Below are 18614 nucleotides of genomic sequence, written 5' to 3'. Positions count from 1 at the left end.
CGGAGGTCAGTTCTCCTCGGCGGCCAGCTGCCCGCAGGCCGCCGCGATCTCCTGGCCGCGGGTGTCGCGGACCGTGCACGAGACGCCCTGCGCCTGCACGCGCCGCACGAACTCCCGCTCGACCGGCTTGGGGCTGGCATCCCACTCCGAGCCCGGCGTCGGGTTAAGTGGAATCAGATTCACGTGCACCATCGGGCCCAGCGCCGCGCGCAGCTTCTTGCCCAGCAGGTCGGCCCGCCACGGCTGATCGTTGACGTCCCGGATCAGCGCGTACTCGATCGAGACCCGTCGTCCGGTGGTGTCGGCGTAGTAGCGGGCGGCCTCGAGCACCTCGTCCACGCTCCACCGGTTGTTCACCGGCACCAGGGTGTCGCGGAGTTCGTCGTCGGGGGTGTGCAACGACACCGCCAACGTCACCGGGATGCCCTCGTCGGCGAGCCGCCGGATCGCCGGGGCCAGGCCGACGGTGGAGACCGTCACCGACCGGGCCGAGATCCCGAGGCCGTTGGGCTCGGGTGAGGTGATCTTGCGGACCGCATCGATCACCCGCTTGTAATTGGCCAGCGGCTCCCCCATCCCCATGAAGACGATGTTGGACAGCCGGCCCGGTTCGCCCACGTCGCCGTCGCGCAGCGCCCGGGCGGCCGCCCGCACCTGGTCGACGATCTCGGCGGTGGACAGGTTCCGGTCCAGTCCGCCCTGGCCGGTGGCGCAGAACGGGCACGCCATGCCGCAGCCGGCCTGCGAGGAGATGCAGAGGGTGTTGCGGTCCGGGTAGCGCATCAGGACCGATTCGAGGAGGGTGCCGTCGTGCAGGCGCCACAGCGTCTTGCGGGTGGAGTCGTCGTCGCAGGAGACGTGCCGCACCGGCGTCATCAGCGGCGGGAACAGGGCGGCGCCCACGTCCTCGCGAATGGCCGCCGGCAGATCGGTCATCTCCGCGGCATCGGAGTTCAGCCGCCCGTAGTACTGCTTGGCCAGCTGATTGGCCCGGAACTTCGGCAGCCCCAGTTCCTGCACGGCCGCCACCCGCGCCGCTTCGTCGAGGTCGGCGAAATGCCGCGGCGGCTTGCCGCGGGCGGGCGCGTTGAAAACAAGGGGAAGGCTGCTCACGGGATCCATTGTCTCATGCGATGATGCTCGAATGAGCACCCCGGAACCCAGCGCTGACCAGCCCTCCGAACCGCAGGCCACCACCCCTCCGGTGACCGACGGTCTCCGCGAGCGGGAACGGAGAGCCCTCTCGGACACCAAGCGGGAGGTGGGCAAGGTGAAGCACACCCGCTCGCGGGCCACCTACTTCGCCTGGGTCGTCGGCGTCGTCGTCGCGATCCTGCTGCTGGTGTTCATCCTCCGCAATCAGGATTCGCAGGAGATCGACCTGGTCTTCTGGAAGGTGAACCTGCCGGTGGGCATCAGCCTGCTGATCGCCGCGCTGCTGGGCGCGATCCTCACCCTGGCCGTCACCGCGGCGCGGATCATGGAGTTGCGCCGCGCGCTGCGGAAGGTCGACAAGGCGCGCAAGTCGGCCCAGAAGTAGGGCCCCGACCGGCTACAGCAGAGCCGACAGGATGCCCCAGGTCACCAGGGCGGCCGGGATCAACGAGTCCAGGCGGTCCATGATGCCGCCGTGGCCGGGCAGCAGCGTCCCCATGTCCTTGATGCCGAGGTCACGCTTGATCTGCGACTCCACCAGATCGCCGCAGGTGCCGACGATCACCAGCACCGGTCCCAGGATCAGGCCGATCCACCAGTGGGTGCCCAGCAGCCAGTGGACGCAGGCCACCGCGCCCGCCGTGGCGACGACCAGCGAACCGCCGAGCCCCTCCCACGACTTCTTCGGGCTGATGGCCGGCACCATCGGATGCTTGCCGAACAGCACGCCCGCGGCGAATCCGCCGACGTCCGAGCAGACCAGGACGATCAGGAAGGTGAAGACCCGGTAGCGGCCCTCGTGCTGCTGCACCATGTCGACGGCGAAGATCGCCATCAGCGGCAGCCAGCACAGCACCATCAGCGACAGCGCGACGTCGCGCGTGTATTCGTGGGGAGCCTCGGTGAGCCCCTGCGCGAACAGCTTCCACGCCAGGATCACCAGCACGGTGATCGCGATGGCGACGAAACCGCCCAGCGGCCCCCACGGCCACGTCACCCAGATGGCCGCCTGTCCGCCCACCAGTAGCGGAATCAGCGCGACCCGACGGTCGCCCTCACGCAGCCGCTTGGCGACCTCCCAGGTCGCGATGCCGATCGCCACGGCCACGATCGCGAACCAGACGCGCGGAACGTACGCCAGAACCAGGATCAGGCCGACGCCCAGCGCCAGCCCCACCGCGATCGCGGCGGGGAGGTTCCGGCCGGCCCGGGAGGCCTTCGGCTGCGTATCGGCGGTCATACTTCCAGCAGCTCGGCTTCCTTGTTCTTCACCAGCTCGTCGATCTGGTCGGTGTAGACGTGGGTGGTCTTGTCCAGTTCCTTCTCGGCGCGGACCACCTCGTCCTCACCGGCCTCGCCGTCCTTCTGGATGCGCTTGAGTTCGTCGACGGCCTTGCGGCGGACGTTGCGGACGGCGATCTTGGCGTCCTCGCCCTTGCTGCGCGCCTGCTTGCCCAGGTCGCGGCGGCGCTCTTCGGTGAGCTGTGGGATCGACACGCGGATCACGGTGCCGTCGTCGGTGGGGTTGACTCCCAGGTCCGAGTTGCGGATCGCGGTCTCGATGTCGTTCATGATCGCCTGCTCGTAGGGCTTGATCACGATCATCCGGGGCTCCGGGGCGTTGATGCTCGACACCTGGGTGATCGGGGTCATCGCACCGTAGTACTCGATCATGATCTTGTTGAACATCGCCGGGTTGGCTCGGCCGGTGCGGATGGAGGCCATGTCGTCGCGCAGGTGCTCGACCGCCTTCTCCATCTTCTCCTCGGCATCGAGCAGAGCTTCGTCGATCATCGTCGTCCTATCGCTGAGTGTGGTTGCTGGTTGGCGGTCGGGGGTCGGCCGGTCAGGAGGCGACCAGCGTGCCGATGGTCTCCCCCGCGACTGCGCGGGCGATGTTTCCCCGTTCCAGAAGATTGAACACCAGAATCGGCATGTTGTTGTCCATGCAGAGCGAGAAGGCGGTCGCGTCGGCCACCTTGAGTTCCCGGTCCAGGACCTGCCGGTGGGTGATCTCGCGGTACAGCTCGGCGTCCGGATCGACGCGGGGGTCGGCCGAGTACACGCCGTCGACGGCCTTCGCCATCAGGACCGCTTCGGCCTTGATCTCCAGGGCGCGCTGCGCCGCGGTGGTGTCGGTGGAGAAGTACGGCATGCCCATGCCGGCGCCGAAGATCACCACGCGCCCCTTCTCCAGGTGCCGGACGGCACGCAGCGGCAGATAGGGCTCGGCCACCTGCCCCATGGTGATGGCCGTCTGGACGCGCGTGTCGATGCCGCGCTTCTCCAGGAAGTCCTGCAGAGCGAGGCAGTTCATGACGGTGCCGAGCATGCCCATGTAGTCCGAGCGGGCCCGGTCCAGTCCGCGCTGCTGCAGTTCCGCGCCGCGGAAGAAGTTGCCGCCGCCGATCACGATGCCCACCTGCACACCGCCGGCCACCACCTCGGCGATCTGATCGGCCACCGTGCCCAGCACGTCGGGGTCGAGCCCCACCGAGCCGCCGCCGAACATCTCACCGCCCAGTTTCAGCAGCACCCTGCTGAAACCCTCCCGGGGCGCATTGACCGGGGACTCAGAACTCATGAACCCTCTTCACCTCGAGCTTGGTTCCGGCGGGGCCGTCCGCCCCGCCGGAATCGATCTCACCCATCTTAGAAGAACCCACCCGGCCGATACCGACCGGTGTGCCGACCCGCGGATGCACGACGGCCCGGAGCTCCCGCAGTGGGAGTTCCGGGCCGTCGTGGCCTGCGTGTCAGCCGAAGCCGGTCAGGCCTGGCCGACCTCGAAGCGGGTGAACGCGACGACGGTGGCGCCGGCCTCGTCCAGGATGGCCTTGACGGTCTTCTTGGAGTCGGTGACCGACGCCTGATCCACCAGGACGACGTCCTTGTAGAAGCCGTTGACGCGTCCCTCGACGATCTTCGGCAGCGCCTGCTCGGGCTTGCCTTCGGCCTTGGCGGTCTCCTCGGCGATGCGGCGCTCGTTCTCCACCACATCGGCGGGCACCTCGTCGCGGCTGGCGTACTTGGCGCGGAGGGCGGCCACCTGCATGGCGGCGCCGCGCGCGGCCTCGGCCGCGGCATCGCCGTCACCGGTGTACGAGACCAGCACGCCGACCGACGGCGGCAGGTCCGATGCACGCTTGTGCAGGTAGACGGCCACCGGGCCGTCGTAGGCGGCGACGCGACGCAGGACCAGCTTCTCGCCGATCTTCGCCGACAGCGCCTCGACGGCGTCGGCCACGGTGCCGTCGCCCAGCGGGGCGGCGTTCAGCGCGTCGATGTCGTCGGTGCGCTGCGCGACGGCCGCGCCGAGCACGTCCTCGGCCAGCTGCTGGAACTCGGCGTTCTTGGCGACGAAGTCGGTCTCGGCGTTGAGCTCGATCATGACGCCGTCGCGCGCGGCCACCAGGCCCTCGGCGGTGGCGCGCTCAGCGCGCTTGCCGACGTCCTTGGCGCCCTTGATCCGCAGTTCCTCGACGGCCTTGTCGAAATCACCGTCGTTGTTGGCCAGGGCATTCTTGCAGTCGAGCATGCCCGAGCCGGTCAGTTCGCGCAGACGCTTGACGTCCGCCGCGGTGTAGTTCGCCATGGGTGGCGACTCCCTTCGAAAGAAGTGGTGTGGGTCGGATGGAACGGCCGGCGCCGGTCACTGCTCGGCCGGGGCCTCCGCGGCCGGTGCCTCAGCAGCCGGTGCCTCAGCAGCCGGCGCCTCAGTAGCCGGTGCCTCGGTAGCCGCCTCGGCGACGGCCTCGTCGACGACCACCTCGGGGGTGGCCAGCAGATCCTGCTCCCACTCGGCGAGCGGCTCGGCGCCGCCCTCGGGCTTGGTGTCACCACTGCCCTGGCCGGCACGCGCCTGCACGCCCTCGGCGACGGCGGAGGCGATGACGCGGGTCAGCAGCGCGGTGCTGCGGATGGCGTCGTCGTTCGCCGGGATCGGGTAGTCCACCAGATCCGGGTCGCAGTTGGTGTCCAGGATCGCGATGACCGGGATGTTGAGCTTGCGGGCCTCGCCGACGGCGATGTGCTCCTTGTTGGTGTCGACCACCCAGAGGGCCGAGGGCACCTTGCCCATGTCGCGGATGCCGCCGAGGGTGCGCTCGAGCTTGTTCTTCTCACGCGTCAGCATGAGGATTTCCTTCTTGGTGCGTCCCTCGAAGCCGCCGGTCTGCTCCATGGCCTCGAGCTCCTTCATCCGCTGAAGGCGCTTGTGGACGGTCTGGAAGTTGGTGAGCATGCCACCGAGCCAGCGCTGGTTCACGTACGGCATGCCGACGCGGGTCGCCTCGGCGGCGATGGACTCCTGGGCCTGCTTCTTGGTGCCGACGAACAGGACGGTGCCGCCGTGGGCGACGGTCTCCTTGACGAACTCGTAGGCGCGATCGATGTAGGTCAGCGTCTGCTGCAGATCGATGATGTAGATGCCGTTGCGGTCGGTGAAGATGAAACGCTTCATCTTCGGGTTCCAGCGACGGGTCTGGTGTCCGAAATGCGCGCCGCTGTCGAGCAGCTGCCGCATGGTCACGACTGCCATGGGTATTCCTTTGTGTCGGTTACATCGGTCGCCGGGCGGCGGCCGATCCTGGCGCCCGCCGCCGGACCTGCCCGGGGAATGGCCCGGGACCGTGAGATCCGGTCGTGGTGTCCGGCCGTGAGACCGGACGTGCGAACGCGCGAAGTCACCTCTCCGGAGGTCCGGCGAGATGCAGTCCTCAACACTACGCGCCGACACGCCCGGGAATCAAAACCGGATCCCGATCGCCCGCCCGCGCGTCTGACCTGTATGAGATCTGCCGCGCGCCGGACCGTCGCCGTCGCCTGCGCGCTGGTGCTGGTCCAGCCCGCCGCGTTCCCGACGCCGGCCCCCGCGCGCGGCCGCTACGACTGGCCGTTGGCACCCCGGCCGGCGGTGGTGCGGGCCTTCGATCCACCCGCTCAGCGCTGGCTCGCCGGGCACCGCGGTGTGGACCTGGGCGCCGCCGGCGATGCGGCGGTGATCTCCGCGGGCGCCGGCACCGTCCGGTTCGCCGGCACGGTGGCCGGGCGGCCGACCGTCGCGGTGCTCCACCCCGACGGGATCGCCACCACCTACGAACCGGTGCGGGCGGTAGTACGGGCCGGTGAGACGGTGAGCCGCGGTCAGGTGCTGGGCTACCTCGACGCCGGGCACCCTGGGTGCACCGTCGCCGCGTGCCTGCATTGGGGCGCCCGCCGCGGTTCGGACCGGACGGCGACCTATCTCAATCCACTGGCGCTGGTCGGTGCCCTCCGGGTCCGGCTCAAACCGGTCGGGGCCTGGCCCGATCAGGCCCGTGGATGAGCCTGATCGTGCACCGCTCGCAGCCGTTCGACGCTGACGTGGGTGTACAGCTGCGTCGTCGCCAGCGAGGAGTGGCCGAGGAGTTCCTGCACCACCCGCAGATCCGCACCGCCCTCCAGCAGGTGGGTGGCCGCGCTGTGTCGCAGACCGTGCGGGCCGACGTCGGTTCCCTGTGCGGCGGTGGCCCGGTGGACCACGGTGCGCGCCATCCGCTGATCGAGCCGACCGCCGCGCACTCCCAGCAGGAGCGCCTCCCCGGAGGCCGCGGTGGCCAGGGCGGGCCGGCCCCGTGCCAGCCAGTCGGCGACGGCCCGAGCGGCCGGTGCCCCGTAGGGCACGGCACGCTGTTTGTCGCCCTTGCCGATCACGCGGAGCACCCGGCGGTCGGCGTCCACATCGGCCAGGTCGAGGCCGCACAGCTCGCCCACCCGAATGCCGCACGAGTACAGCAGTTCCACGATCAACGCGTCCCGCAGATCCACCGGCTCGTCTCCGGCCACCTCCGCGGCGCGCGCCGCCTGCCCGGGGTCGAGCACGCCGGGCAGCACGCGGTGCGCCTTCGGCGCCTGCAGCCGCGCCGCCGGATCGGTCGCCATCACCTGTTCGCGCACCGCCCACGCGCCGAACGTCTTGGCCGACGACACCTGGCGGGCGACGGTGGTCCGCGCCGCCCCGCGGCGGGTCTGCTCGGCCAGCCAGGCCCGCAGCAGCGAGAGATCGATGTCGGCGACTTCCGTCCCGCGAGTGCCGGCGAAGGTGATCAGTCCCCGGACGTCGCCGGTGTAGGCACGCACGGTGTGCTCGCTGCACCCCTTCTCGAAGCGCAGGTATTCGGCGAACCTCTCGAGCACCTCGGCCATACCGGCCAGTCTATGGCCGCCGGCGGCCTATACGGTGCAGGAGCGAGCGCTCACTCTCCCGGCGCTCAGTGTGATCCCGCCATCGTCGAAATGTTCTGTTGACCACTTCCCCGCCCGAACACCACCCGCGCCTGGCGGTCGCCGTCCTGTGCGCCGCCGGCATCGTCGTCGCGCTGATGCAGACGATCATCGTGCCGCTGATCCCGTTGCTGCCCGCCCTCCTGAACACCACCGCGACCAATGCCTCGTGGGCGTTGACCATCACCCTGCTGGTCGGGGCCGTGGTGACCCCGATCTCCGGGCGGCTGGGCGACATGTTCGGCAAGCGGACGGTCCTCGTCGCCAGCATGGCGGCGGTGGCGATCGGGTCCGTGGTCTGCGCCCTGGCCCCCGGCCTGGTGTTCTTCCTCGTCGGCCGTGCACTGCAGGGTGTCGGCTTCGGCACCATCGCGGTGGGCATCTCCCTGATGCGCGACATCGTGCCGACCGAGCGCCTCGGCTCCTCGGTGGGTGCGATGAGCGCCTCCCTCGGTGTGGGCGGCGCATTCGGGCTGCCGTTCGCCGCGGCCATCGCCCAGCAGGTGAGCTGGCATGCGCTGTTCTGGGTGTGCGCGGCACTCGCGGCCGGCGCCATGGTCGCGGTGCTCCTCACCGTTCCGGTCCGCGGGGTGGCCACCGGCGGTCGTTTCGACGCCGTCGGCGCCGTGGGCCTCACCGTGCTGATGGTCAGCATTCTGCTTCCGCTGTCGAAAGGCGGGGTGTGGGGCTGGACCAGTCCGCTGACGCTCGGGCTGTTCGCCGTCTTCGTGGTGACCTCGCAACTGTGGTGGCGCTGGGAACGGCGGCACCGCAATCCGCTGGTGAACCTGCAGCTCAACATCCAGCGGCCGGTGCTGCTGACCAACATCGCCTCGGTGACCACCGGGTACGCCTTCTACGCCATGCAGATGATCCCGATTCAGCTGCTGATGGCGCCGACCTCGGCGATGGACGCCGGCAGCGTCGGCATGGGGCTGTCGATGGTGTGGGCGTCGATGGTGCTGATGCCCGCCGGCCTGGTGATGTTCGCGTGCTCGTACCTCTCGGCTGCTCTGACCACCCGCTTCGGCGCGCGCATCTCGCTGGCGCTGGGCGGGCTGGTGATCGGCGTCGGCTACGCGATGCTGCTGGTGATGATCGCCGGGCCCTGGACGGGCACCTGGCTGTGGCTGCTGATCATCAACCTCCTGGTCGGCGGCGGCCTGGGCGTGGCCTACTCGGCGATGCCGGCGCTGATCATGGCCTGGGTGCCCGTCTCGCACACCGGCGAAGCCAACGGGGTCAACGCCCTGATGCGCTCGGTCGGCACGTCGACGGCCACCGCCGTGGTCGGCATGATCCTGGCCGCGTCGATCGCCGTCGTCGCCGGCCCGGACGGGGCGCCCACGCCGGTTCCCACCTCGACCGCCTACCTGTGGGCCTCGGGGATCGCGCTCCTGGCGTGCCTGGTGTCGGCCGGTACTGCGCTGGCCGTCCCGCGTGGGCGCCGGATCGACGAGGAGCCGATCGTCTAGCGCCCACGGCAAACCCCGGAATCGATCTGCGGTCGCCCCCTACGATGCGAAGAATGAAGCTGCTCAGTCCTGTCGATCACGCCATGCTTCGGATGGAGTCCGCACGGACGCCCATGCACATCGGCGCCCTGGCGATCTTCAAGCTTCCCGACGGCGCCGGCAGCGAGTTCGTGCGCGAGATCTACGAGTTGTTCTCCGCGATGGCCTATCTGCCGTTCCCGTACGACAGCAAGATCGCCGACCTGCCGATCGCCGATGCCGCGTACTGGAAGAAGACGACGCCGGACCCGAGCTATCACGTCCGGTTCGCGGCTCTGCCGTCGCCCGGCGGCGAAGCGGAGCTCGGCACGCTCGTCGAGTTCCTGCATTCGCGGCCCCTCGACCTGACCCGCCCGGTCTGGGAAGCGCACGTGATCGAAGGTCTGTCGGACAACCGTTTCGCCTTCTATTTCAAAGCCCACCACTGTGCGACCGACGGCGGGGCCGCGGTGGAGACCATCACCTCCTGGCTGAGCACCGATCCCTCCGGCACCCTGCCCACCGGCACTCCGGACGAGACGCCGGACCCGGGCTTGCTGGAGAAGCTGACCATCCTCCCCCGGCGCGTGGCGAAGGGCACCGTGGCCAGCGTCGAGGTGTTCGACCGGCTGGCCCGGATGACCTTCGGCGCCAACAGCGTCGTCCGTACGGCGGCCGGCACCCCCGGTTCGCTGTTCAACGGACGTCTCGGCCCGCACCGCCGCGTCGCCGTCGAGAGCCTCGATGTCGACACCTTGCGGCGTATCGCGTCGCTCACCGGGACCAAGGTGAACGACGTCGTGCTGACCGTCGCCGGCGGTGCGGTGCGCCGCTATCTGCTCGACCTGGACGCGCTGCCCGATTCGTCTCTGACGGCGTCGGTGCCGATCGGCCTGACGCGCGAGGAACAGACGCGTAACGCGGCCACCGGGTTCGTCACCCCACTCGGCACCGACATCGCCGATCCGGTGCAGCGCGTGCACACGGTGGCCGCGCACACCCGCCGCGGGAAACAGGACATCGACGCACTGAGCCGCACCGCGCAGGACTTCTTCGCCTTGATCGGACTGTCACCACTGATGCTGGCCCAGCACTCCGGGCTCGCCTCGAAGATCCCCACGCTCTTCAACCTCACGGTGTCGAACGTGGTGCTCAGCAAGGAGAAGCTCTATCTGCTCGGCGCCGAACTGCAGACGCTGGTGCCGATCTCGTTTCTCGTCGACGGCTACGCCCTCAACATCACCCTCGTCGGCTATGCCGACAAGGTGACCCTGGGGATCGTCGGCTGCCGAGACACGTTGCCGCATCTCCAACGGCTCGCCGACTACACGCGCGACGCGTGCGCCGAACTGCTCGAAGCGGCCGAGATCGCCGCCGCGGAGCCGGCCGACGACGAGACCACCGACTCCGGGACCTGATCCGGCGCGAGGATCAGGACCGCGACTTCTCCGCGGTCCGCTGCTCGGCCTTCCACTGGCGGAAGCCCTCCTCGGTACGGCCGCGTCGCCAGTAACCGGAGATCGACGAGGCCCGCTTGGCGCTCACGCCGCGCTCCTTGCGGATGTAGGGACGCAGGTTCTTCATCACCGTCTGGGCCTCGCCGTGCACGAAGACCTGCGGTTCGCCGTCGAGCCATGGGGCGGCGCGCACCGCGGCGATCACCGGGGCGTTGTCGCCGGCCGCGTCGTCGGCGGCCACATCCGACGACGCTCCGCGATGGACCCAGGTGATCTCGGCGCCCACGGGAGCGATCAGCTCCTGCTCGTCCTCGGGACCGGCGACCTCGATGAAGGCCTTCACGACCGCCTCGGCCGGCATCGCCTCCAGGGCGGCGGCGAGGGCGGGCAGACCGGCCTCGTCGGAGACCAGCAGGTGCCACGGGGCCTCCGGATCGGGCCGGTAGCCGCTGCCCGGGCCGAAGAACGACACCACCTCGCCGGGGGTCGCCCGCGCGGCCCAGGGACCGGCGATGCCCTCGTCGCCGTGCACCACGAAGTCGATGGCGATCTCCCGGGCGACCGGGTCGTACCGGCGGACGGTGTAGGTCCGCAGGACCGGTTCGTCGCCGCCGTCCGGCGACGGGAAGTGGAGCTTGACGTACATGTCGGTGTCCGGGGCATCGGCCTCACCGGCCGGAACGAAGCCGTCGAAGCCGTCACCGCCCAGCCACACCCGGACCATGTGATCGGTCAGCCACTCGGTCCGCAGGACCGACATCGTGTTCAACTTCTTTGCCATGGCCTCCACCGTACCGCTTTTCCCGGGTAGGTGAGGTGACCCTAACCACCGGTGGTCAGGCTCCAGGTTCCGGCCTCGTTCTGGACCAGTCCGGCCACTTCGAGCAGGGCCAGCGCCACCCGGGCCTCGTCGACGGGGCGTCCGGAGACGAAGGCGATCTCCTCCAGGCTCAGTCCGCCGTGGGCGGGCAGCGCCTCGATCACCGCGAACTGGCCGGGCGGCAGGTGGTCGGTCGGACGGGCCGGCGAGCGCACGTGGTTGTCGTGCCCGTTCACCTCCACCAGCGCGACGGCCGACGCGGCATCGGTCACCAGGGTCGCCTCGCCGTCGGCGATCATCTGGTGGCACCCCACCGACGACGCCGCCGTGACCGGCCCGGGCACCGCCCCCAGCGGCCGGCCCAGGGTGCGGGCCCAGGCCGCAGTGTTAGCCGCCCCGGACCGCCTCCCGGCCTCTACTACCACCAGCGCGCCGGACAGTGCCGCGACCAGACGGTTCCGCGTCAGGAAGCGGTGCTTGGCCGCCGTGGTTCCCGGCGCGTACTCGGTGATCACCAGCCCCAGGCGGGCGATCTCGCCGAGCAGCCGGGCGTGCCCGGCCGGATAGTCCCGGTCGATGCCGCAGGCCAGGACCGCCGCGGTGAGTCCCCCGGCCGCCAGTGCGCCGCGGTGGGCCGCGCCGTCGATGCCGTACGCGGCACCGGAGATCACCGCTCGGCCGGCCGCGGCCAGATCGCCGCCCAGCCGGCCCGCGACGTGCTCGCCGTACGGGGACGCGGCGCGCGCCCCGACCACCCCGATCGCCGAGCCCGTCATGTCGGCGAGCGACGTCGTGCCCCGCACCCACAGGGCCAGTGGTCCTCCCCCGCGCTCGGCCGTGCCCGCCTGATCCAGTGCGAGCAGCGCCCACTCGGGCCAGTCCGGATGATCGCGGGTGAGCAACCGGGCACCCAGCCCGGCCGCGGTGTCCAGGTCCTTCGCCGCCGTATCGGTGGCGTGGCGGGCCTGCGTCGCTTTGAGCACCCCGCCGTGGCCCGCCGGCAGCGTCCGCGTCTTGATCATCTGCGCGGTCTCCACCGCCCCGTAGCGTTCGGCCAGCGCGATCAACGGTGCACACGGCGGCTCGGCCACCGCGGACAGGTACGCCCAGGCGCGCAGTTCCCGGGTGCCGACGGCGGTCACCGGAACTCCCGGTCCCGGTACATCAGCGCCTGCGCGACGTCGTCGGGGCCGGGCCGGTCCCCGTCCCGCAGATCACAGATGGTCCAGGCCAGTCGCAGCGCCCGGTCGGCCCCGCGGGCGGTCACCCGGCCGTCGCGCAGGCATCGCTCGATCGGCGCCAGTGCCTCGCGGTGGAGCGGGAAGTCCTGGCGCAGGGCGCTGCCGGGCACCTCCGAGTTGGTCAGCCAGCCCTGTGCCCGCCATCGCTCCCGCGCCCGGCAGCGGGCCCGGTCGACCCGGTCGGCGATCCGGGCGGTCGACTCTCCCTGCGCGCTGAGCAACATGGTGCTGCCGGGCGGTTCCATCTGCACGCGGATGTCGATGCGGTCCATCAGGGGCCCGGACAGCTTGCCCAGGTAGCGGCGCCGCACCACCGAACTGCAGACGCAGTCGACGTCGTTGGCCGGCGCGCACGGGCACGGATTGGCGGCCATCAGCAGCAGGAACCGGGCCGGGTAGGTCGCGCCGCCGTCGCGACGCAGGATGGTCACCCGCCCGTCCTCGAGCGGCTGACGCAGGCCGTCGAGCACTTTGGGGCCCAACTCGGCGCACTCGTCCAGGAACAGCACGCCCCGGTGCGCCCGCGAGACCGCGCCCGGCCGGGCCATCCCGGTGCCGCCGCCGAGCAGCGCCGTCATGCTGACACTGTGGTGCGGGGCGATGAACGGCGGCACGGTGATCAGCGGGTGATGGGCCGGCAGCGTGCCGGCCACCGAATGGATCGCGGTGACCTCCAGGGATTCCCCGGGCTGCAGCGGCGGCAGGATCCCGGGCAGTCGGGAGGCCAGCATCGTCTTGCCGATGCCGGGCGGCCCGGTCATCAGCACGTGGTGCCCGCCGGCGGCCGCGACTTCCAGGGCGTGGCGGGCCTGCGCCTGCCCCACCACGTCGGCCATGTCCGGGATCGGCGGCGGGCGGCCGCCGTCGCCCTCGGGCGGGCCGTCGAGGACGGTGCTGCCGGCCAGCCACGCGACCACCTGCCCCAGTGACTGCGCCGCGCCGATCTCCAGGCCGTCCACCAGCGCGGCTTCGCGCGCATTGGCGGCCGGCACCACCGCACGCACGAAGCCGGCGTCACGCGCGGCGAGCAGCAGCGGCAGCACCCCGCGCACCGGACGCACCCGGCCGTCCAGCGCCAGCTCCCCCAGGAAGACGGTCCCCGCGACGCGCTCACCTTCGGCCTGCTCAGCGGCGATCAGCACCGACAGGGCCATGCCCAGATCGAACCCGGAGCCCTCCTTGCGGACCTCGGCCGGCGCCAGGGCGACGGTCACCTTCATGTCCGGAAACTTGAAGCCGGAGTTGACGATCGCCGCGCGCACGCGGTCCTTGGCTTCGCGCAGCGAGGAGTCGACGCTGCCGCTGATGGTGAATCCGGGCAGGCCCTGGCCGATGTTGCCCTGGATCTCGATCGGGGTGGCGACGAAACCACCGAGCCCCATCGAGTGAACGTTGCCGACGATGTGCACCGGGGGCCCTCACTCCACCAGGCCGACGTGGTGGCGCAGCCGGGCGCGGTCGCGATCGCACGGGTGCTCCAGATCCAGTTGCACCGAGACCGCGTCGAACCGGATCACTTCCCACCAGGGCGCACCGTCCGGCCGCGCGGCCAGCCACTGCCGGGCCAGCAGCCGCATCCGGCGCAGCTTCTGCGGCGTCACCGCGGCCACCGGATCGGTGTAGGTGTGCGAGGCCCGCGTCTTCACCTCGACGATCACCAGCGACGGACCGTCGGCGGCGATCAGATCGAGTTCGCCGTACCGGGTCCGCCAGTTGCGGTCCAGGATCTGCCAGCCCAGCGACGTCAGGAACTCGGCGGCCAAGTCCTCCCCGATACGACCCACTTTTCCGCGCCGGTCGCGGCGCACCGTGTTCTCCCCCATGCACCGAGCCTCGTCCGGCGCGGCGTCGGGGTCACCTCACCGGCGAGCGTTCCTGTGGACAGCACCGCTCATCCACAACCGCGGCCGAGCGGCCGTGACTCACGGCTCGTCGGGCAGGCGCAGCTCGGACCGCTCCAGTTCCTCGATGTTGACGTCCTTGAAGGTCACCACGCGGACCTGCTTGACGAACCGGGCCGGACGGTACATGTCCCACACCCATGCGTCGGTCATGTGGATCTCGAAGTAGACCTCGCCGTCGTTGTTGCGCGGCACCAGGTTCACGCCGTTGGCCAGGTAGAAGCGCCGTTCGGTCTCCACCACGTACGAGAACTGACCGACCAGATCCTTGTACTCGCGGTACAGGGACAGCTCCATCTCTGCTTCGTACTTCTCGAGGTCCTCAGCGCTCATCAGGCCAGCCTATCTGCAGACGTTTCGGTACGACATCCGGTGCTCGGGCGACGGTCCCAGGCGGTCGAGGCAGTCCATGTGGCGGGCGGTGCTGTAGCCCTTGTGGACGGCGAAGTCGTAGCCGGCGTGCACGCCGTCGAGCTCGGTCATGATGCGGTCCCGGGTGACCTTCGCCAGCACCGACGCGGCGGCGATGCAGGCCGCGTTGGCGTCTCCGCCGATCACCGGCAACGACGGCGCCGGCAGGCCGGGAACGGCGAAACCGTCCGACAGCACGTACCCGGGCCGCATCGACAGGCCCGCGACGGCCTGCCGCATGCCGCGCAGGTTCGCCACGTGGACGCCGATCCGGTCGATCTCGCCGGCCTCGATCGCGACCACGCTCCAGGCGGCGGCGTGCCGCACCACGGCGGCGTACAGGCGCTCTCGGGTGGCCGCGGACAGCTTCTTCGAGTCGTCCAGGTCGGCAAGGGATTTGAGCTGCGTGGGACGCAGGATGCAGGCGGCCACCACCAGCGGTCCGGCGCAGGCGCCGCGGCCGGCCTCGTCCACTCCGGCCACCGGCCCGAGACCGCTGCGTTCCAGCGTGAATTCGAGGGTGCGCAGGGACGCGGCCCGGCGCACCGTGGTGCGGGGCGGCCAGCGCAGCGAACTGGGCACTCCGGCTCCGCCTCTACTGCGGGTCGACCGAGCCGACTCCGCCGATCCGCGAGAACGGGTACAGGATGAACCGCACCTTGCCGCGGATGTCGGAGACCGGGACGGTCCCCTGGAACTCGTCGCCGACGTGCTCGCGTGAGTCCGCCGAGTTGGACCGGTTGTCGCCCATCACCCACACGTGGTCGTCGGGCACCTTGATCGGCCCGAAGTCCGGGCCGTAGCAGGTGCCGCCGCCGAGGGTGCCGTCGGAGACGTCGTAGGCCTCGTTCTGCAGGTCCGGGTCGATGTACGGCTCGTCGAGCGACTCGCCGTCGACGGTGACGCCCTTGCCGTCGTCGTTGCGGCACTGCACGGTCTGACCGCCGGTCGCGATGATCCGCTTGACCAGGTTGTTCTCGTCCGGCGGTGCCAGCGCGAAGACGGCGAGCACGTCTTGCAGGGCGTGCACCACCGAGTTCGACGACCGCGGCGAACTCCAGGCCCCGTCCCACGACGACGTCGGCGCCTTGAAGACCACCACGTCACCGGGTGTCGGATCGGTGAACCGGTACGACATCTTGTCGACGACGATGCGGTCGTTGGCACACCCGTAGCACCCGTGCAGGGTCGGTTCCATCGACTCGCTGGGCACCACGTACTGCCGGAAGAAGAACGTGGAGACGACGAACATAAGCACCAGCACGATGGTGACGATGATCGCGATCTCGCGGAGGAGTCCCCCGCGCCGCTTTTCGCCACCCTCGGTCTGGGCGGTCTCGTCGCCGTCGTCCTCCGGCGGCGAGCCGGCGGATGTTCCGTCGATGTCGCTCACGGGGCCAGGTTAGCGTGCGAGCGTGAGCTCAGCGCTTTTCCTTGATCTTGGCGGCCTTGCCGCGCAGATCGCGCAGGTAGTACAGCTTGGCGCGGCGCACGTCGCCGCGGGTGAGGACGTCGATCTGGGCGATGTTCGGGCTGTGCACCGGGAAGGTGCGCTCCACGCCGACGCCGAACGAGACCTTGCGGACGGTGAACGTCTCGCGCACGCCGCCGCCCTGGCGGCGGATCACGACGCCCTTGAACACCTGGACGCGCTCCTTGGAGCCCTCGATGACCTTGACGTGGACATCGACGGTGTCGCCGGGGGCGAACTCCGGGATGTCGTCGCGGAGGGACTGCTTGTCGAGGAAGTCGAGCGTGTTCATAGGTCGTTCCAATCAGGCTTGGCGTGGTGCAGAGGAACCTGGCGCCCGGCGCGGTGTACCGCGCGGGATCGACCGGTTCATGCCCGAGTCAGTGGTCGTTGCGCGCACAGAGCGGGCAACCCGAACCATTTTGCCAGACGCGGCCCCCGGAGTGAAATCACCGGTCACAGGGTGAAGTCGACGTCCTCGTCGTCGTCTGATCCGCCGCCGGAATCCGGGCCCTCGGGTGCCGGCTCCGGCGCGGGCATCTCCCCCAGCACCGCAGGCCCGGCCACCGGCAACGGCCCGATCAGCCGCGCACACTCCTGCGTCGACAGCAGATAGTCCGGCCGCCGCCGCTCGGTGTCCTCACGCGCCCCGGATCGCCCGGCACCCGGCGGCACCGTCGACGAGGCGCCGGGCCGGCCGGACTGGGTGGCCCCGGGCGCCGACGTCGCGGACGCCGCCGGGCCCGCGGTGGCCGGAGCCGGGACACCGCGGCCGGCGGCGGCCCCGGCGGAAGCCGCAGCCGATGTCGCGGTGGGCGCCGCCGGGACGGGTGGCGTCCGGCCGGCGATCCCGAAGGCGACGGCGGGCCGCACTCCGGCCGCGGTCGGCGCCGCCGTTCCGCGCGATCGGGCCGGTACGGCCCCCGCGGGGGCCGATCCGGCCGGTCCGGGAGCCAAGGGCCCGGGCCCGGGAGACGGCGGCGACGAGCCTGCGGGGGCCGGTGGCCGGGTCGGCGACGGCGGTGTCGGCGCCGGTCGCGCCGGCGGTGCCTGCACCGGCGCCCCCGGTGCCGGGGCCCCGGAGGTGGCCACCGGCGCCACCCCCGTGATCGGGATCGGATCCGGCCCGGAGACGGGCGAGGGAGCCGGGGCTGCGAGCGGAGCGGTCGGGGCGGCACCGCTGATCGCTGCGGGGCCGCCGACGCGCTGCCCGGGCGTCTCCGCCACCGACAGACCGTCGGTGCGGCCGCTCATCGGATCGCTGTAGACGGCGTTCATGGTGCCCGCGATCGCGGCGCGGAGCACCGCGGCCTGCAGTACCGTGCCCCCGCCGCCGACATAGGTGTTCACCAGGTGCGGCCGGACCGCCGCACTAGCCGCCAGGTCTCCGGCGGCCGCGGTGAGGGCGGTCTGCGCCGGGGCGAGCCGGTCGGCGACCGCACCGACGTCGGCCCCCAGCTGCGCCCCGGCGCGGTCCGCGGCCGCCGCGCCGTCACCGGCCAGACCGTCGATGGTGTCGAAACGGCTCAGCAGCGTCATCGCGATGCGCTGGGCGGCGTTCATGATCCGGCCGATCTCCGCGGCATCGGCGGCCGCGCCGCCCGGGTCCATCGATTCGATGCGGGCGAGCACCACCGCCAGGTCCACCGACCAGTCCGTGCGAGGCGCCATGTGGTTCAGACGCGGCGGCGCCGGTCGCGGTTCCGCGACACGCCGGTGATCAGTCGTCGAGCAGTTCGGGACGGCGCTCGCGGGTGCGCTGCAGCGCTTGCTCACGGCGCCAGGCGTCCACCTTGCCGTGGTCCCCGGACAGCAGCACCGGCGGTACCTCCAGGTCGCGCCACACCTTGGGCCGCGTGTAGCTGGGGCCTTCCAGCAGCCCGTCGGAGAACGAGTCCTCCCGATGCGACTGCGGATTGCCCAGCACGCCGGGGATCAGGCGGGTGGTGGCCTCGACCATCGCCAGGACCGCGGCCTCGCCGCCGATCAGGACGAAGTCGCCGAGCGAGACCTCCTCCACCCGCACCCGGCGGGCGGCGTCGTCGAAGACGCGCTGATCGATGCCCTCGTACCGGCCGCAGGCGAAGACCAGGTGTTGCTCGGTGCTCCACCGCTCGGCGGTGGCCTGGGTGAACGGCACCCCGGCCGGGGTGGGCACCACCAGGAGCGCGTCGTCGGGGCAGACCTCGTCGAGTGCGGGGCCCCAGACGTCCGGCTTCATCACCATGCCGGGGCCGCCGCCGTACGGGGTGTCGTCGACGCTGCGGTGGACGTCGTGCGTCCAGTCCCGCAGGTCGTGGATGCCGACTTCGAGGAGACCGGCGTCGACGGCCTTACCGAGCAGCGCGACCCGCAGCGGGGTCAGGTACTCGGGGAAGATGGTGAGGACGTCGATGCGCAC

General features: G+C 71.0%; 21 protein-coding genes. 4 read left to right on the top strand and 17 right to left on the bottom strand.

Going from position 1 to position 18614, the window contains the following annotated elements; all coding sequences use genetic code 11:
* Positions 1-6: 6 nt before the first annotated feature.
* Positions 7-1113: a dual-specificity RNA methyltransferase RlmN gene (gene rlmN, locus ABD732_RS09610; protein ID WP_344783042.1), complete on the bottom strand. Its 1107-nt coding sequence runs from the start codon at positions 1111-1113 to the stop codon at positions 7-9.
* Positions 1114-1144: 31 nt separating this feature from the next.
* Here rlmN and ABD732_RS09605 point away from each other — a divergent pair, with 31 nt between their 5' ends.
* Complete coding sequence (locus ABD732_RS09605; RefSeq protein ID WP_344783040.1) at positions 1145-1540, top strand: LapA family protein; 396 nt, start codon at positions 1145-1147, stop codon at positions 1538-1540.
* 12 nt (positions 1541-1552) lie between these two features.
* Here ABD732_RS09605 and ABD732_RS09600 read toward each other — a convergent pair whose 3' ends face one another.
* From ABD732_RS09600 to rpsB, 5 genes are all read right to left on the bottom strand, one after another.
* A complete protein-coding gene (locus ABD732_RS09600; RefSeq protein WP_344783038.1) occupies positions 1553-2395 on the bottom strand; it encodes a phosphatidate cytidylyltransferase in 843 nt (280 codons plus the stop codon).
* Positions 2392-2949, bottom strand: a complete 558-nt coding sequence (frr, locus tag ABD732_RS09595) for a ribosome recycling factor (RefSeq protein WP_344783036.1) — start codon at positions 2947-2949, stop codon at positions 2392-2394. The genes ABD732_RS09600 and frr overlap by 4 nt, the downstream gene beginning before the upstream one ends.
* A gap of 52 nt (positions 2950-3001) precedes the next feature.
* Positions 3002-3739, bottom strand: a complete 738-nt coding sequence (gene pyrH / locus ABD732_RS09590) for a UMP kinase (RefSeq protein WP_344783034.1) — start codon at positions 3737-3739, stop codon at positions 3002-3004.
* Between the two features lie 186 nt (positions 3740-3925).
* Complete coding sequence (tsf, locus tag ABD732_RS09585) at positions 3926-4750, bottom strand: translation elongation factor Ts (RefSeq protein ID WP_344783032.1); 825 nt, start codon at positions 4748-4750, stop codon at positions 3926-3928.
* 57 nt (positions 4751-4807) lie between these two features.
* Positions 4808-5695: a 30S ribosomal protein S2 gene (gene rpsB / locus ABD732_RS09580; RefSeq protein ID WP_344783029.1), complete on the bottom strand. Its 888-nt coding sequence runs from the start codon at positions 5693-5695 to the stop codon at positions 4808-4810.
* A 249-nt stretch (positions 5696-5944) separates the two neighbouring features.
* Between rpsB and ABD732_RS09575 the strand changes: the two genes are divergently transcribed.
* Positions 5945-6481, top strand: coding sequence for a M23 family metallopeptidase (locus ABD732_RS09575; RefSeq protein ID WP_344783027.1), 537 nt, complete (start codon positions 5945-5947; stop codon positions 6479-6481).
* Here ABD732_RS09575 and ABD732_RS09570 read toward each other — a convergent pair.
* A complete protein-coding gene (locus tag ABD732_RS09570) occupies positions 6466-7341 on the bottom strand; it encodes a tyrosine recombinase XerC (protein WP_344783025.1) in 876 nt (291 codons plus the stop codon). The genes ABD732_RS09575 and ABD732_RS09570 overlap by 16 nt on opposite strands.
* Before the next feature lie 98 nt (positions 7342-7439).
* Here ABD732_RS09570 and ABD732_RS09565 point away from each other — a divergent pair, with 98 nt between their 5' ends.
* Both ABD732_RS09565 and ABD732_RS09560 read left to right on the top strand, forming a co-directional pair.
* On the top strand, positions 7440-8894 hold the full coding sequence (locus tag ABD732_RS09565) for an MFS transporter (protein WP_344783023.1): 1455 nt from the start codon (positions 7440-7442) through the stop codon (positions 8892-8894).
* 53 nt (positions 8895-8947) lie between these two features.
* Positions 8948-10330, top strand: coding sequence for a WS/DGAT/MGAT family O-acyltransferase (locus ABD732_RS09560; protein WP_344783021.1), 1383 nt, complete (start codon positions 8948-8950; stop codon positions 10328-10330).
* 13 nt (positions 10331-10343) lie between these two features.
* Here ABD732_RS09560 and ABD732_RS09555 read toward each other — a convergent pair whose 3' ends face one another.
* The 10 genes from ABD732_RS09555 to trmD form a co-directional block, all read right to left on the bottom strand.
* Positions 10344-11150 carry a siderophore-interacting protein gene (locus ABD732_RS09555; RefSeq protein ID WP_344783019.1) on the bottom strand — a complete coding sequence of 269 codons (807 nt, stop codon included), beginning with the start codon at positions 11148-11150 and terminating at the stop codon, positions 10344-10346.
* A gap of 41 nt (positions 11151-11191) precedes the next feature.
* On the bottom strand, positions 11192-12331 hold the full coding sequence (dprA, locus tag ABD732_RS09550) for a DNA-processing protein DprA (RefSeq protein WP_344783017.1): 1140 nt from the start codon (positions 12329-12331) through the stop codon (positions 11192-11194).
* Positions 12328-13812, bottom strand: a complete 1485-nt coding sequence (locus ABD732_RS09545) for a YifB family Mg chelatase-like AAA ATPase (RefSeq protein WP_344783014.1) — start codon at positions 13810-13812, stop codon at positions 12328-12330. Before ABD732_RS09545 ends, dprA begins: the two co-directional genes overlap by 4 nt.
* A gap of 36 nt (positions 13813-13848) precedes the next feature.
* Positions 13849-14253, bottom strand: a complete 405-nt coding sequence (locus ABD732_RS09540) for a YraN family protein (RefSeq protein WP_344783012.1) — start codon at positions 14251-14253, stop codon at positions 13849-13851.
* 99 nt (positions 14254-14352) lie between these two features.
* Positions 14353-14664 carry a DUF2469 domain-containing protein gene (locus ABD732_RS09535; RefSeq protein ID WP_344783010.1) on the bottom strand — a complete coding sequence of 104 codons (312 nt, stop codon included), beginning with the start codon at positions 14662-14664 and terminating at the stop codon, positions 14353-14355.
* Between the two features lie 9 nt (positions 14665-14673).
* Positions 14674-15324, bottom strand: a complete 651-nt coding sequence (locus ABD732_RS09530; protein WP_344783008.1) for a ribonuclease HII — start codon at positions 15322-15324, stop codon at positions 14674-14676.
* A gap of 13 nt (positions 15325-15337) precedes the next feature.
* Positions 15338-16126, bottom strand: coding sequence for a signal peptidase I (gene lepB / locus ABD732_RS09525; RefSeq protein ID WP_344783485.1), 789 nt, complete (start codon positions 16124-16126; stop codon positions 15338-15340).
* A gap of 37 nt (positions 16127-16163) precedes the next feature.
* On the bottom strand, positions 16164-16505 hold the full coding sequence (gene rplS, locus ABD732_RS09520; protein WP_344783006.1) for a 50S ribosomal protein L19: 342 nt from the start codon (positions 16503-16505) through the stop codon (positions 16164-16166).
* A 164-nt stretch (positions 16506-16669) separates the two neighbouring features.
* Positions 16670-17884: a hypothetical protein gene (locus ABD732_RS09515; RefSeq protein ID WP_344783004.1), complete on the bottom strand. Its 1215-nt coding sequence runs from the start codon at positions 17882-17884 to the stop codon at positions 16670-16672.
* Between the two features lie 49 nt (positions 17885-17933).
* Entirely contained in the window at positions 17934-18614 is a 681-nt protein-coding gene (trmD, locus tag ABD732_RS09510) for a tRNA (guanosine(37)-N1)-methyltransferase TrmD (protein ID WP_344783002.1), read from the bottom strand.

It is taken from the genome of Gordonia caeni, assembly GCF_039537105.1.
Classification (GTDB): domain Bacteria; phylum Actinomycetota; class Actinomycetes; order Mycobacteriales; family Mycobacteriaceae; genus Gordonia; species Gordonia caeni.
This window is presented reverse-complemented; position numbering and strand designations above follow the sequence as displayed.

Coding starts and splice junctions, on each gene's coding strand:
- ABD732_RS09515 (WP_344783004.1), bottom strand. CDS start 17,884: ATGGCGCCTCGCACGGACTGGTCGGTGGACCTGGCGGTGGTGCTCGCC.
- frr (WP_344783036.1), bottom strand. CDS start 2,949: ATGATCGACGAAGCTCTGCTCGATGCCGAGGAGAAGATGGAGAAGGCG.
- ABD732_RS09600 (WP_344783038.1), bottom strand. CDS start 2,395: ATGACCGCCGATACGCAGCCGAAGGCCTCCCGGGCCGGCCGGAACCTC.
- ABD732_RS09545 (WP_344783014.1), bottom strand. CDS start 13,812: ATGGGGCTCGGTGGTTTCGTCGCCACCCCGATCGAGATCCAGGGCAAC.
- ABD732_RS09605 (WP_344783040.1), top strand. CDS start 1,145: ATGAGCACCCCGGAACCCAGCGCTGACCAGCCCTCCGAACCGCAGGCC.
- ABD732_RS09535 (WP_344783010.1), bottom strand. CDS start 14,664: ATGAGCGCTGAGGACCTCGAGAAGTACGAAGCAGAGATGGAGCTGTCC.
- ABD732_RS09540 (WP_344783012.1), bottom strand. CDS start 14,253: ATGGGGGAGAACACGGTGCGCCGCGACCGGCGCGGAAAAGTGGGTCGT.
- rpsB (WP_344783029.1), bottom strand. CDS start 5,695: ATGGCAGTCGTGACCATGCGGCAGCTGCTCGACAGCGGCGCGCATTTC.
- pyrH (WP_344783034.1), bottom strand. CDS start 3,739: ATGAGTTCTGAGTCCCCGGTCAATGCGCCCCGGGAGGGTTTCAGCAGG.
- ABD732_RS09560 (WP_344783021.1), top strand. CDS start 8,948: ATGAAGCTGCTCAGTCCTGTCGATCACGCCATGCTTCGGATGGAGTCC.
- tsf (WP_344783032.1), bottom strand. CDS start 4,750: ATGGCGAACTACACCGCGGCGGACGTCAAGCGTCTGCGCGAACTGACC.
- ABD732_RS09575 (WP_344783027.1), top strand. CDS start 5,945: ATGAGATCTGCCGCGCGCCGGACCGTCGCCGTCGCCTGCGCGCTGGTG.
- rplS (WP_344783006.1), bottom strand. CDS start 16,505: ATGAACACGCTCGACTTCCTCGACAAGCAGTCCCTCCGCGACGACATC.
- ABD732_RS09555 (WP_344783019.1), bottom strand. CDS start 11,150: ATGGCAAAGAAGTTGAACACGATGTCGGTCCTGCGGACCGAGTGGCTG.
- ABD732_RS09570 (WP_344783025.1), bottom strand. CDS start 7,341: ATGGCCGAGGTGCTCGAGAGGTTCGCCGAATACCTGCGCTTCGAGAAG.